Source organism: uncultured Candidatus Puniceispirillum sp., assembly GCF_963979125.1.
Taxonomy (GTDB): Bacteria; Pseudomonadota; Alphaproteobacteria; order Puniceispirillales; family Puniceispirillaceae; genus Puniceispirillum.
Genome location: NZ_CAXBVX010000054.1, coordinates 1 through 14,136, shown reverse-complemented (window position 1 = coordinate 14,136; position 14,136 = coordinate 1). Strand labels below are relative to the sequence as shown.

Annotated in this window: 15 protein-coding genes; 8 read left to right on the top strand and 7 right to left on the bottom strand. The window is 46.4% G+C overall.

Annotated features, from left to right (window positions below):
* The coding region (locus ABNT28_RS06785) for an acetoacetate--CoA ligase (RefSeq protein ID WP_348721253.1) at positions 1–1,283 on the top strand (1,283 nt) is incomplete at its 5' end.
* A gap of 54 nt (positions 1,284–1,337) precedes the next feature.
* Here ABNT28_RS06785 and ABNT28_RS06780 read toward each other — a convergent pair.
* The 3 genes from ABNT28_RS06780 to ABNT28_RS06770 form a co-directional block, all read right to left on the bottom strand.
* Positions 1,338–1,865: a hypothetical protein gene (locus tag ABNT28_RS06780; RefSeq protein ID WP_332923796.1), complete on the bottom strand. Its 528-nt coding sequence runs from the start codon at positions 1,863–1,865 to the stop codon at positions 1,338–1,340.
* Positions 1,866–1,964: 99 nt separating this feature from the next.
* Positions 1,965–2,876: a DMT family transporter gene (locus ABNT28_RS06775; protein WP_332923795.1), complete on the bottom strand. Its 912-nt coding sequence runs from the start codon at positions 2,874–2,876 to the stop codon at positions 1,965–1,967.
* Positions 2,877–3,011: 135 nt separating this feature from the next.
* Complete coding sequence (locus ABNT28_RS06770) at positions 3,012–3,680, bottom strand: cytochrome b/b6 domain-containing protein (protein ID WP_332923794.1); 669 nt, start codon at positions 3,678–3,680, stop codon at positions 3,012–3,014.
* Between the two features lie 96 nt (positions 3,681–3,776).
* Between ABNT28_RS06770 and ABNT28_RS06765 the strand changes: the two genes are divergently transcribed.
* Positions 3,777–4,412 (top strand): DNA-3-methyladenine glycosylase 2 family protein, encoded by a 636-nt coding sequence (locus ABNT28_RS06765; RefSeq protein ID WP_348721252.1) that lies wholly within the window; start codon positions 3,777–3,779, stop codon positions 4,410–4,412.
* Here ABNT28_RS06765 and ABNT28_RS06760 read toward each other — a convergent pair.
* Positions 4,409–5,077 carry an SOS response-associated peptidase gene (locus tag ABNT28_RS06760; protein WP_332923792.1) on the bottom strand — a complete coding sequence of 223 codons (669 nt, stop codon included), beginning with the start codon at positions 5,075–5,077 and terminating at the stop codon, positions 4,409–4,411. The two genes, ABNT28_RS06765 and ABNT28_RS06760, sit on opposite strands and share 4 nt — an antisense overlap.
* Positions 5,078–5,230: 153 nt before the next feature.
* Between ABNT28_RS06760 and ABNT28_RS06755 the strand changes: the two genes are divergently transcribed.
* The 3 genes from ABNT28_RS06755 to ABNT28_RS06745 are packed head-to-tail and all read left to right on the top strand — an operon-like array spanning position 5,231 to position 8,247.
* On the top strand, positions 5,231–6,208 hold the full coding sequence (locus ABNT28_RS06755; protein WP_332923791.1) for an L-threonylcarbamoyladenylate synthase: 978 nt from the start codon (positions 5,231–5,233) through the stop codon (positions 6,206–6,208).
* A gap of 15 nt (positions 6,209–6,223) precedes the next feature.
* Positions 6,224–7,657, top strand: coding sequence for an FAD-binding oxidoreductase (locus ABNT28_RS06750; protein ID WP_348721251.1), 1,434 nt, complete (start codon positions 6,224–6,226; stop codon positions 7,655–7,657).
* 38 nt (positions 7,658–7,695) lie between these two features.
* The gene (locus ABNT28_RS06745; RefSeq protein ID WP_332923789.1) at positions 7,696–8,247 is read left to right on the top strand and encodes a DUF924 family protein; all 552 of its coding nucleotides are present in this window, start codon (positions 7,696–7,698) and stop codon (positions 8,245–8,247) included.
* A 4-nt stretch (positions 8,248–8,251) separates the two neighbouring features.
* Here the strand turns inward: ABNT28_RS06745 and ABNT28_RS06740 are convergent, their stop codons facing one another.
* Positions 8,252–9,184: a glycosyltransferase family 9 protein gene (locus ABNT28_RS06740; protein WP_348721250.1), complete on the bottom strand. Its 933-nt coding sequence runs from the start codon at positions 9,182–9,184 to the stop codon at positions 8,252–8,254.
* Positions 9,185–9,331: 147 nt separating this feature from the next.
* Here ABNT28_RS06740 and ABNT28_RS06735 point away from each other — a divergent pair, with 147 nt between their 5' ends.
* Both ABNT28_RS06735 and lptD read left to right on the top strand, forming a co-directional pair.
* The gene (locus ABNT28_RS06735) at positions 9,332–10,462 is read left to right on the top strand and encodes a glycosyltransferase family 4 protein (protein WP_332923787.1); all 1,131 of its coding nucleotides are present in this window, start codon (positions 9,332–9,334) and stop codon (positions 10,460–10,462) included.
* Between the two features lie 98 nt (positions 10,463–10,560).
* Positions 10,561–12,774 (top strand): LPS assembly protein LptD, encoded by a 2,214-nt coding sequence (lptD, locus tag ABNT28_RS06730; RefSeq protein WP_348721249.1) that lies wholly within the window; start codon positions 10,561–10,563, stop codon positions 12,772–12,774.
* Positions 12,775–12,803: 29 nt separating this feature from the next.
* Here lptD and ABNT28_RS06725 read toward each other — a convergent pair whose 3' ends face one another.
* Together ABNT28_RS06725 and ABNT28_RS06720 are read right to left on the bottom strand one after the other, a co-directional pair.
* Positions 12,804–13,223: a GNAT family acetyltransferase gene (locus ABNT28_RS06725; RefSeq protein ID WP_332923785.1), complete on the bottom strand. Its 420-nt coding sequence runs from the start codon at positions 13,221–13,223 to the stop codon at positions 12,804–12,806.
* 1 nt (position 13,224) lies between these two features.
* Positions 13,225–13,677 (bottom strand): GNAT family N-acetyltransferase, encoded by a 453-nt coding sequence (locus tag ABNT28_RS06720; RefSeq protein ID WP_348721248.1) that lies wholly within the window; start codon positions 13,675–13,677, stop codon positions 13,225–13,227.
* Positions 13,678–13,941: 264 nt separating this feature from the next.
* Here ABNT28_RS06720 and ABNT28_RS06715 point away from each other — a divergent pair.
* A partial coding sequence (locus tag ABNT28_RS06715) for a DUF805 domain-containing protein (RefSeq protein ID WP_348721247.1) occupies positions 13,942–14,136 on the top strand: 195 nt, incomplete at its 3' end.

Sequence of the window (14,136 nt, the reverse complement as noted above, 5' to 3'; positions counted from 1 at the left end):
TCCTGATTATCCCCTATCTGAACGAACGACCTGATTTGTCAGGTTTTGACAATGCCACCTTATTTGCTGATGCGTTGAATCATACGCCCATATCTGACTTTACCCGAACTGCCTTTAACGACCCGCTATATATTCTGTATTCGAGTGGCACCACCGGTGCGCCAAAATGTATTGTGCATGGAATCGGCGGCACAATGTTGCAACATATCAAGGAACATCGCCTGCATGGCAATATCAAAGCGGGCGATAATGTTTTCTATTTTACCACTTGTGGCTGGATGATGTGGAACTGGCTTGTTTCGGCATTGATGATGAAAGCAACTATCGTACTTTATGAGGGCAATCCATTTTATCCAGGCCCTGAACGCCTTTGGCAAATTGCCGAAACCGAGAAACTGACCTTGTTTGGCACCTCGGCCAAATATATCGACGCTGTCTGCAATGCCGACTATCACCCGTCTCAATCAGTTGATCTAAGTGCGCTACGAAGTCTTTTATCAACGGGATCACCATTGTCGTCTGATGGTTTCGATTTTGTTTATCAATCGATAAAAGATGATGTGCAATTATGCTCGATTTCAGGGGGCACGGATATTGTGTCGTGCTTTGTGCTTGGTTCACCATCCCAGCCTGTATATGCAGGTGAAATCCAAACTCGTGGTCTTGGGATGGCCGTTGACGTTCTTGATGATGACGGGCAAAGCGTGCGCAACAAGCAAGGTGAATTATGTTGCAGTGCGCCCTTCCCCTCAATGCCTGTCATGTTCTGGAATGATGCCGATGGCCATAAATATAAAGCTGCCTATTTTGAACATTTCCCGGGCGTATGGCGACATGGCGACTGGGCAACATTAAACCAGCGTGGCGGCATTATCATTCATGGTCGTTCAGATGCAACGCTCAATCCGGGCGGCGTTCGCATTGGCACGGCTGAAATCTATCGTCAGGTTGAAGCGTTTCCTGAAATCATTGAAGCTCTGGTTATTGGTCAGAATTGGGATAATGATGTTCGTGTGATCCTGTTTGTTCGCATGGCGGATGGTTGCGAACTGACTGATGATCTCAAAGCCGCTTTAAAGAAAGCCATTCGGTCAGGTGCAACACCGCGTCATGTGCCTGCTGTTATTGTTGCTGTCCCAGATATTCCGCGCACAAGATCGGGTAAAATAACTGAACTTGCCGTTCGTGATATAATTCATGGCCGCGCGGTAAAAAACACGTCTGCGCTCGCCAATGCCGAAGCATTGGACTATTTCAAAAATATCGACGAATTGCAGAATTAGTTGCTGTGTTCGCCTCATTAAATCAATCAAGGATATGCTGTCTGTCAGGGATGTTTAACCAGCAAACCCTTGTTTGATTAGCCCCTGAACAGCACTACTGTTGGCAAAACGGCGACGATTCTTTTTGAAAAATGGCAACGCAAAAGCAAGCTGGTTCGTTTCCGATTGTTTTAGCAGATCATCATCATCCAGATTTTCAATTTTAGCCGCGCCACATGGATAGGCGATATAGGTATGTTCGGCACTAACCCGGCTGGCAACAGCTTGAAATTTTGCTTTGGAACCAACTGGCCATTTTTCACGCAAGACAGTCAAGACAACAAAATTAGCACCCGCGTCGAATTGTTTGGCAATGTCATGATTTTCAACATGGTCTTTGGCAATTAACGTCATCGCCGCCAGATGCGCTGGATCAGCAGCCAGCTTTTCACCACGGTCCTGATCCATCCAATGCCCCAGAATGTTAATCCGATCATCAGACGCCAATCCCATCAATAGCGGCAATCCCGCGTCAGTGCTGGCATCCATATCGACATCGACAATATCGGATTCGCCCATAATACGAATAAGACGTGTTGGCATTATAAAGCCTCCTGTTAGGACTTGCGGCGTATCATCATGCGCTCGTTATAGAATATCGGGATGCATTTGCAACAGCTTTGCAATATCATTTTGTCGGAACTATTCCGGTAGCAAGGGTGTTGCACGATTGCGGACAAATTCGCGCCATGCAATCACAAGACAGCTTGATATGATAATTATAACACCTAGAATCTGTGTGATATTCATGACCTCGGCGAACATTAAATAGCCAGCTATTCCCGAAAGAGGAATCTGTAGATAGCGCATGGACGACACAACCACCGCGTCCGAATATCGATAGGCGCTCGTAAAGCATATTTGTAACGCCGAACCAATCACGCCAAGTAAAATCAGATCAAGCAGTAATTGTCCACCCACCGGATCAAGCAGGTCCGGTATCATAATAACAGCAAGCCCCGCGACAATTGTGCCCGACCCATTGTACCATAGCGCCACACTGGCTGGTGCGTCACCACGACCAAGGCGTCGCAAGACGATTGATAAGGCTGCGCCCGACATTGCCGCGCAAACGCCAAATAACGCATAAAATGATATATCACCCGCAAATGGATCAGTAACGATAAAGACACCAAACAAACCCACAATTACAGCTGACCAGCGATATAAACCTATTTTTTCGCCCAACAACAAAGGTGAAAAAATGGTCACAAAGATCACCGCACTCTGGAACAAGGCTGTTGCCTGACCAAAGGGCATATTGCGCACAGATAAAAACCAGAAAATAATACCTGAACCGCCAAATATGATCCGCAAAGCCAAGGTTTTGGTCTGGTTAATCTGAAGAAAATACCTACCACGCACAAAAACCGCATAGGCTAGCAACAATGGAATTGAAAACAGAAACCGATAGAATAATGTTGTTGCGATACCAGCGTCTGAGGCGGTTTTTTTAATAAGGACGCCTGTTGCCAGACCAAGTAATACCGCCAAGAAGCTGAGAGACAAACCCAGAAAAGGGCGCGATACAGGTAGTGAAACTGATGGTGTCACAGGGCATCCTAGCTTTGCCAATCTAGTGTTTAGCTAAATCGATCACATGGCTTCACGGGAGGTGAAATTAGCCGTTAAGATAATATATCAGTGATATATCATTCACAGGCAACACACCAATAAATACATCAAACGCTAGAACAACGCAGGTCGCAACAAGGTCAACATTTGCGCCCCAGCTATCATGGCGACCATAAGCAAAACACCACAGATTGTTCGATTACGGGAAATCGATCCATCTGATCCTTCAATTGTTCCTGCTTCATCGGTTGCCTGACCTTTGACCATCGCCATAGTCAAATCACGTTTTTTAACAAATTTATAAACTAGAATGGCGCCAATATGTAAAAGGATAATAAGGAACAACAGCCTCTCACCAAAATGATGAACTGAATTCGCCGTCTTGTTAAAAGCAGGTAGCAGATGTGCCAGAGGGCCATCAAACAAGATACCGTCAGTTGATATGGAGCCACTGAAAGCCATAAACCACGTGATCATAAGAAGCGCCATAACCGCATAGCCAGCAAGCGGGCTATGTCCCGCACCACGTACTTTGTGCCGACCAGCAATTTCCCCACGCACCCATGCGATAACGGTTAGCGGACCCCGTAAAAAATTTGCAAACCGTGCATGGTGCCCTCCTAAAAACCCCCAGATAATACGCCATCCAACCAGTGCCATAACAGCTAGTCCAAATCGCTCATGAACTACAAGAACTCCAATCTTAGCGGACATGATTGCGCCAATCACAGATATGGCCAATCCCCAGTGAAACAGTCTTAGCGGTAAATCCCAAACACGCATTGATCGTCTCCTCTATTTTTAGATAAAATTCTTTGCTTACTTTTACCTTAATCAAAATATAATCTAAACGATATGACGAATGATCTGCTGATTGACATGAAAACAATTTTGCTGGGCTCTGGCGGTGCTTTAGATGCGTTGTGTGCTATCGATCCCGATATTGCCTCTGTGATTAGCCAATATGGCGCTCCGCCCGACAGATCATTGCCAGCTAATTTTGACACATTGGCACGTGCTATTGTCGGGCAGCAGATTTCGCGGGCGGCTGCCACATCAATCTGGAACAAGATGGAAGTCAATGGTGTTACTGAGGCAACTGTGATTGCAACAAAATCACCTGATGATCTGGCCGCTGTCGGGCTATCACGTCGCAAAGCCGAATATATTATCGGTATTGCCGATGAAATAGTATCAAAGCGCATTGATTTGCACGCTCTGGCAGATATGGATGGGCAGGCAGTACAGAACCGGCTTGTGCAAATACGAGGTATAGGCGCATGGACAGCAGATAATTTCCGGCTTTTTGCGCTTGGCGATATGGATGCTTGGCCTGTGAATGATATTGCACTTCAGGAAGGCATGAAACGTCTAAAGCAACTGCCACACCGACCCAAGGCATCCGAAATGGAAACACTTGGCGCAGCCTGGCAACCCTATCGCGGTGCTGGTGCGCTCGTGCTTTGGCATCTTTATGGTATTCTGGTGCGCAAAGCCGCAATCACCGATATTTAATCGAACAAATCTGCCTGATCTGGCTTTATGGGTGCAAAAGCATCTGGTGAAAGCGGTGTTACAAGCCCCGGATTGTCATTGGCCACATTGCCAACATCTGCGGTAACCCGATACCAGTTAAACCAGCTAGATGAGGCAATTTTACAATGCGTTAGTGCTGATTGATGGTCACTGCCAAGCCATGTATGCCAGGCATCCGGCTCAAGAACTAGCGGTTGCCGATGATGTATTTCGCGTAATTTTTCATCCGCCGCGCTGGTCATGATCACAAAATGCAGATCGTCATTGCGCCGAAATGTCAAACCGGCAAAGCCCATTACATCACCATCACAAAGCTGCACATGCCAAGGTGTCTTTGGTGCCGACCATTCAAACCAGCCACTTGACGGCACGATACAGCGCGACAGGCGGAACGCGTCGCGAAAGGTCGGTTTCTGGGTAACGGTTTCCATACGGGCATTAATCAAAAAACTGGCTTTGCTGGTGCGTGGCGGCAACCCCCATTTTGCACTGACAGCTTCGTTCTGCAGACCATCACGGGTGATGATTGTGACTGACTGGCTTGGCGCAACATTCCATTGAGGACGCAAATTTTCCAGCACTGAAACACCGAAAAGCCGCATAAGTTCCTCGGGCGTTGCGGTACTGGTGAAACGTCCACACATACGGATACCTTTGTTAATGTTTATGTCGTCGCCATTTCAATAAATGGTATTTCCAGATCAAAGTCCATAACCAAAGATACAGCTAAATGCCCACGTCCAGATACTGTTAACCTATGGCTAGGCGCACGCCATGCAATGCTGTATTAAAAGCGCATGACTGAGTGTCTTTTAATTTCTGATCATAGCCTTGCACGCGCCGTGGATGTATTGCGTGATGGCAGGCTTGTGGCGTTTCCGACCGAGACAGTTTACGGGCTTGGTGGCGATGCCTGTAATGCACATGCCGTTGCCAGTATTTTTGCCACCAAGGGGCGGCCATCATTTAACCCGCTTATCAGTCATGTATCGACAAGTGACGCGGCTTTCAAATTGGGTAAAAAAACAGCGCTTGCCGAATGTCTGGCGTCCCATTTCTGGCCAGGCGCCATGACGCTGATCCTTGATCGTAGTGCCGATTGTATGGTCAGCATGCTAACGACCGCCGGATTATCCAAAATTGCAGTGCGGGTGCCTTCACATCCAGCAGCATCGCAGCTTTTAACTGCCTTTGATGGCCCCCTTGCCGCGCCAAGTGCCAATCCATCTGGTCGTATTAGCCCCAGCATGGCTGGCCATGTGCTTGATGGGTTGGGCGGCCATATTGACTTGGTTCTTGATGGCGGCGCCTGTCAAAGCGGCCTTGAATCAACTATTGTTGATTGCAGTTCGGACATCCCTGTTATTTTACGCCCTGGGGGCATCACACGCGATGCGATTAATGATGCGCTGGAAAAAGCGGGCCACAGGTTACTTGGGCAAAACACAGCTTCAAAAGATGAAAACAAACCCATCAGCCCCGGACAGCTTGCCAGCCATTATGCACCACAGCTTGGCGTGCGTATGAATGCCGAAACAGCAGAACATAATGAAATAGCGATCGGTTTCGGCACCCAGATCAGCAACGCCTCATTAAACCTAAGTAAATCGGGAAATATAACCGAAGCCGCCGCCAACCTGTTTGCTTTGTTGCATAAAGCCGATAAGCTAGGTGGTGAACAGAATGCTGAACGCATTGCCATAGCGGCCATTCCCAATGAGGGGCTTGGTGAAGCCATCAATGACCGACTTCGCCGCGCCGCCGCGCCGCGTTAATAAATAGAGGATTTAATGCCTAGCAACGTTATTGATAGCTTAATCAAAATTGTTGGCGCCAAAGCCGTGTTAAACGCTGATGCCGATATGGCACCCTTTATGTCTGATTGGCATGACCGGTATCACGGGGCAGCGCATGCTGTTGTTTTGCCAGCAAGCACAGATGAAGTGTCACAGATCATGGCCTTTGCCGATGCCGAAAATATCGTTGTCGTACCTCAAGGGGGGAACACCGGTTTTATGGGCGGCGCGACGCCAGACGAAACGGGCAACACAATTTTGCTATCTTTGCGGCGCATGAATGCTATTCGCGAAATTAACCCGCAGAATATGTCAATGACTGTTGAGGCTGGATGTATTCTGCAAAACCTGCATGACATTACCGAAGAAAAGGGACTCTATTTCCCCTTAAATCTCGCCGCCAAAGGTAGCTGTACCATAGGCGGTAATCTGGGCACGAATGCCGGCGGGCTGAATGTTGTCCGCTATGGTTCCGCCCGCCAGCTAGCACTGGGCCTAGAGGTTGTATTGATGGGCGGCAAAGTCATCGATTTGCTAAGTGGCCTGCGTAAAGATAATACTGGATATGATCTTAAAAACCTGTTTATCGGATCTGAAGGCACATTAGGCATCATTACCGCCGCAACCTTGCGTCTTTTTCCCCTGCCTGTTGCGCGAAGTACCGCCTTTGCCGAAGTACGTGATGTTGAGGCAGCCGTAACCTTGCTTCACCGCCTGCAAGCCGCATCAGGCGGCACGGTCGAAGCTTTTGAGCTTATTCCAGCTGATATATTGCATGTTTTATTCGACAAATTTCCAAATATTCCACAACCGTTGAAAACGCGGGGTGACATGAATGTGCTTATGGAAATTGCCAGCACCAATCCAGCAAGCATTGTTGTCGATCAAAATGGCACATTGCCGTTAAACCAAATCATGGAAGACGTGCTTGCCAGTGCCTTTGAAGATGGGCTGGTCATTGACGCCACAATCGCCGCAAGTGACGCCCAACGACAATCCCTGTGGGATGTTCGTGAAAGCGCACCAGAATCGCATAAATTATCAGGTAATGTTGCCCGCTCGGATGTGTCACTGTCACAATCCGTTCTAGCCCCGTTTTATGCCGAGATGGTTCAAGGTATCAAAGAGATTGACCCAACAATCTGGATTTGCGGTTATGGGCATATCGGTGATGGTAATTTGCATTTCAATCTGGTTGAAGGGCCAAATAGCAACTCTGACTTTGACGAAAAAGTGCCGCAGCTTTATGAATTACTTTATCGAAATGTTGCCAAATATAACGGGTCGATTAGTGCAGAACATGGCATAGGTCAGACCAAACGTGATCAACTTGCGACTGTCAAAAGTCCGGAAATCATGGATACGATGCGCGCAATAAAAACAGCATTAGATCCAAAAAATTTAATGAATCCGGGTAAGGTGTTATGATGTGATTATATTATCCTGTCATAATTGAGGATGAAAACATGCCCACAATGCCTGAATATCATGAAGTCATAGCTTTCTGGTTTAGCGAAATCACCCCAGAGCACTGGTTTAAAAAAGATGATGATTTTGACGCGCTGATAAAAGCAAAATTCGAAAAAACAATCACACATGCCTTAGCTGGTCGTCTTGATAGCTGGGCTGATAATGATGCTGGATGTTTAGCGCTTATCATTGTTTTAGACCAATTTACCCGTAATGTTTATCGCGATACACCACGTGCTTTTGCCGGAGATGAGATGGCACTTGCGCTAAGCTTGCGATGTGAAGAACGCGGCTATAAAGATCACCCCGATGCGCATTGGCGACATTTTATGCTAATGCCCATGATGCATAGTGAGGATATTGAAATTCAGGATGCGTCGCTTCCCTTGTTCAAGAAACTGACCACAGAACGCACCTATGAATTTGCCGTAAAACATCGTGATATTATTGCCCAATTTGGCCGGTTTCCGCATCGAAATGTAATTCTAGGGCGACCATCAACTGATGACGAAATCGACTTTTTGAAACAGCCTGGCTCGTCTTTTTAAATATTTATAACGCTTTCATCGACGTGAGACGTTCAATCACCATATCTGGTGTAATATCGCTGATAGGCACTTTTTGTATCCACGAACACTGTGCCCCAACTGGCGCTGACATATCTGGATCAGTATCCGCACCAAGCACCATGACCGTCGGTGTTCCGGTTTTGGCTGCCAGAAAAACAGGCCCCGTATCATTGCCAATGACCAAACTGGCCTGATTACACAGAGCCGCTAACATGGGAATATTGGTTTTTCCTGATAAATCTATGGTATCTGGCGCGTTTTCACGAACCGAATCCACCGCTTCACGGTCAGCATTTGTGCCCGCAAGAACAACCGTCAGCCCCTGTCTTGTTAATATGTTTGCCAGACTGGCAAAATGATGTGAGGGCCAGCGTTTACTTGGTTTGGCCGGTGAACAGCCAGCGATCAAAACAGCGAACCGTTTCGGCAATTCAAATTGTGTAATATCGGCTTTTAGCCAGGTCATGTCAGCCTCAACAATAATACCACCAGCCATTTTGGCGGCTGTGCACATACGTTGCTGATTATTGACGCCTGTAAAGTCTGGCATAGGATGCGAACAACCTGTAGCTGTGCCGTACCAGTTGGTCAAAGATGGTGTGAAAAACCGATGATAATTTGCTGTGCGCTTACTACATTGCAAATCAATGATCGAATCCCACTGACGCCGTAATTGAGACGCAGTTTTATACGTTGCGACAAGATTGAAAAATGAGGCGCGCTGATCAATGATGATTTCATCAAACCATGGCATTTTGACAGCCAAAGGCGCAAAAGCTGACGTTGTCAGTAAAGCAATATGCGCATCTGGGAAGCCTGCTCGCACGCTAGCATAAGCATCAAGCCCCTGTATCAAATCGCCAAGAGCACCATGCTTGATGATAAGAATTGCCTTTTGCGTCGTTGTTGATTGCATTCCAAAGCCGTTTAATCGCTAAAATTCATTTACTTTATGTGTCATAGCATATTGTTTAGTTGCTGGTATGTAATAGAATGTTCATAAGCATATTTAATCTATGCCATGTTAATCACACACCCTTTTAATCATCTTCAAGAGACGCAATTGTCCCTTTCATCTCTATCAAAACAACCTCGCATTGATATGCTGTTGCCGTCAAAGGAACGATTTACGCCCAATAATGCAGGCGCGATTGCTGGTGTTGTTCATGATCTTGCCCTGGCCAGCGCAACACCTGACGTATTTCATGTTTTTGGAACCGACGTCGAAAATGCATTTTCGGATGTCCATTTCACAGGACTTACACCGCGCCAAAGTTTGCTTCGTGGGCAGAATATATGTTTTGCAAATGCTTATCTTGACCATATTGCCAACACGACATTGCCAGATATTGTTGAAGTGCATAGCCGTTGCCATGTGGCACGGCATCTTGCACGAAAAAATACGCACTTAAATGTGATCCTTTACTTGCATAATGATCCCCGCACCATGAAAGGGGCAAAAACACAGGCTGAACGTCGATTTTTGCTTGATCATATGGCCGCGGTGATTTGCATTTCCGACTATATCCGCGACTGTTTTCTGGATGGTATAGGCAACAACCATCCAATGGCTCATATTGTTGGCGTTGCCAGAAATGGCGCATATCGCTGGATACATGAAAAACCAAAAAAAGAACCATTCATATTGCTAGCGGGACGCATGGTACCCGAAAAAGGCATTCTTGAATGCGCAGAGGCTGTCGCGCAAGTCCTACCTGATTTTCCCGAATGGCAACTCAAAATTGCTGGGGCGCGCCGCTTTGAACAAAACAAACGCGGAAGTTACGAGGATAAAATTGCCACAGCCATAGCACCGCTTGGAACGCGTGCTGAAATGTTGGGTTTTATCCCCATTCAGGAAATGCGTGCCCTGCAAGTGCGGGCAGCCATTGCAGCTTGCCCATCATTATGGAACGAACCAATATCAAAAGTTGTTCTTGAGTCATTGGCAGCTGGTTGTGCGCTTTTAACAACAAGGCGTGGCGGGATTCCTGAAGTGGCTGAGGGTCGTGCTTTGCTTGTTGATAAACCAAGCGTCAGCACATTCAGCGTAGCTTTGCGAGCGTTAATGGGGGATGACGCCCTTCGTCAGACGTTTCAGGATAAAGCGTGGCGTGATTTTCCTTTTACCGCCAAACAAATGGCCAAAGACGCAGATTCGCTTCGCCTACATGCGCTTTTACGTGAAAGTTAACCCGCGTCAGTATGTCTAGACAGCTACTTTACATAGACATCATTAGCAAAACTCGGTAGCCATATATTGTTACGTATCTCTAAGGATAAGGAATGCGCGTGTTTATAAAGATTTTTAGCTTTCTTTTTATCGTAATCTCGATGATGTCAGTCTCGGCTAATGCGGATGATGCACCGATCGCCTTTGAGGCTGATAAGGTTCAAGTTAATCAGGAAGATGGCAGCATGTATGCCACTGGTAACGTAGTTTTGAAGCAGGCTGGTAAAGTTTTGCGCGCTGACGAAGTGACTTATAACAAACCAAATGATCGTGCTGTTGCGCGCGGTAACGTGATTTTGACATTACCGGATGGCACACGCCATAAAGCGACCATTATGGAAGTGGATACAGAATTCACCCATATCGTTGCTGAAACACTTAGCACAAAATTTGCAGACGGCACTTCAATGAAGTCCAAAAACGGGGAACAAACGGTCGGTGACAAAGCTGTCTTTAAAAGCGCCCGTTTCACACCATGCAAATGTGATTTTGAAAATGGTGAAACACCAATATGGGATTTACGAACGACATCCACTGTAAGGTCGGAAAAAACACAAACAATCAGCCATAATAATGTTCGGATGCATGTGCTGAATATTCCAGTTGGCTATTTCCCATATCTTGCGCATCCAGATTGGACAGTGCGGCGTCGGTCAGGGTTTTTAACACCAAGCTTTTTCATCAGTTCCGATCTAGGCTTCACCCCTTCAATTCCATATTATCAAGTTATTGACGACACACGTGACATAGAGTTCACGCCTTATAAATATCAGTATCGAGGCACCGCGATCAAAACACGCTATCGTCAAAAATGGGATAATTCCGATTTAAACGCTTCGATCTATACAGGGTCAGTCGAAACATATAAGAAAAATCGCGAATCTGTTGGCGCTATTGATGCAATATTTACATCCACATTAGGAAATGACTGGAACCTGAAAGCACGTCTGAACAGAGCTAGCCAAGATACATTCATGCGACGTTATAATTTTGATGATGCAACGTCGCTGAAGTCAGAGATTGTAGCCGAAAGGTTAAAGTCAGATCGTTATTATCTTGTTGAAGCAAACGATATTCAGACTCTTAAAACGAAAACAGCACTCGCCAATGAACCATCATTGCTTCCCAATGTATATTTTGAAGAAGTGCAAGCTGGTTTTCGCGAGGGTCAGACGATGCGCACTGAAATTCAGGCGTTTCAACTAGACAATGATCAGGGATACGATATGTCACGGTGGAGTGGCACCGCACAAATCACTGAGGACTTTCCGCTGACATATGGTATCGCCAGCTATGATGCCAACATAATCGGAAGCTATTATAACCTGCACAGCAAGCCAACAACTGCGACAACCACGATTGGTAACATAACTACCGTAAACCCTTCTGTTGCCGTGGGTTATCGTCTGCCTTTGGCTACGTCAATTTTAAATCGCTTTGTTGTTATCGAACCGCAAGCAAAATTGGTACATGTGGCTGGCGAAGATAATACCAAAAAGATACCAAACCGCGATGCAGGTGATTACCGGATTGACGAAGCCAATCTATTTCTTCTTAACCGCTATCAGGGCAAAGACTATATTTTGCCAGGAAGCCGCATGGATTTTGGTCTATCGGCAATCACGCAAGATGCCGTGCTTGGTGAGATGTCCGGTTTTGCTGGTCTAAGCCGCCGATTATCCTCAAAGCGAGCAAGCGGGCTAAGCACGAATTCGGACGATATATATTCCGATTATGTCGCCAGCGCATCTATTGATCCGCCTGGTGCGTATAAACTGACATGGTCAGGGCGCCTGTCTTCGCATGATTTCACGCTTAATGAGTCGAAAACAACAGTTGCGGGTAATTTTGGTGCTACCAATTGGTCACTTGACCATAACCAATTGACCAAAGCGTATTTTGCAAGTTCCACCGATGATCGCGAAGAATTAAAGGCAGGCGCAAGCCGGAGTTTTGATAATGGTTGGAATATATCTGCAAGCCAGATATGGGATTTGTCATATGGCAAAACCAAACAGGAAAAGACCAGCGCATCACTTGGATATGGTGCTGGCACCTTTTCAGTCAGTAAAACAAGAGGTGGCGAGAAAAACGCAACGTTGATTTGGAACGGCGGGGTGCAAGATTGCATCACAGTTACAGTCAATTATAAGCATGACCCTACCAAGGATCGTGACATCAAAACCGTTGACGAACTCAATTTTACGATCAGCTTCAAACATCTAGGTGCATTATCCCAGTCGCAAATTGCAAACGCCACAAGTAGTGAGTAATTGTAAAAGCACGGTAATGGGCAAAGACGTCAATCGTCAGGGATAAGCCGCTTGCCAAAGAAAAAAACATCATCCGGTTTGTAGCCAAGCGCATCATAAAACTGAACAACCGGCTCATTATCACGCCGCACACAAAAGCTGACTTTGGGACAGCCAATCGATATCAGAAATGCCTCAGCTTCTTTCATCAGTTGGCGGCCGAACCCCTGCCCTTTAAAGGCCGGATCAATAGCCAGATAATTGATTGTGCCTCGATGGCCATCATAGCCAATCATGATTGATGCCACTACCTTATCATCAACACGCCCAACCCAGAATGCACCATTCCGGTCAGTCATTTTACGATCTATGTCCTTTTGCGGATCATTCCATGGACGGATAAGATCACAAACCTGCCATAGCCTGATAATGGCTACGGTATCTTTACTTTCGAATTCACTTATGTCCACGTTAGCGCCCTGTAGTTTCAGCTGACATTTCATAAGTCAGCCAGTTGCTTCGCGTTGATAATTTATCATATAGGCCACGTGCACGATAGTTATCATCACGCGTTATCCACCGCACGACAGCCCATGCGCGCTGTCCGGCGATATCATCAACTGCCCGCAATAACGCATTGGCCACTGTGCCACCACGCTGAGATGGATCAACAAATAAATCATCCAGAAATCCAACATCAGCACCGCGCAAAGGCGATGGCATCGCGCGAAAATGTGCCAACCCTATAAGATGACCAGAGGCGTCAGCAACCAGACCTTCACAGACATGTTCCGGATCGCAAAGCCACGCAAACAAAGTATCAAGTTTAGTACTATCAGTTTCAACCTGATAATAGGCCGCATAGCCGCGATATAGATGCTCCCACGCGGCGCGATCTTCTGGGGTTACAGCCCTGATTTGCATAATTGTCTCCATTGCGGTTCCTAACGTCATGAAAACTGCCCCAGGTAGCCAAATAGGTCAAGCCGAGCAAGCACGCGGCTTATTCGCAATTAAGCCGAAGAATTTTTCAGGAAAATGGCAAAATCACATAGCAGTAAACGTTTTCTTAACTCTATTACCCTATAGTTATCCATGACTATGATGGTGCCACTGCCCTCTATTACTGGTGGCTCATATCATTGCCGTAAACAAACTATTTCAGGGTTGAACAAACAGAGCAAACAAATGGTTTCCAAAACACAAAATGGTGCTTTGACATGGCATCTCATCAAACTACCATTTTATCAATATGCAACATTCACTGGTCGTGCACGGCGCGCCGAATATTGGTTTTTTGTCCTTAGTATGATCGTGATTGCAACGACTGTCGGCATGTTTGTCGATCTGTTATATTACGGCGTTGACGACATGCATAGCTGT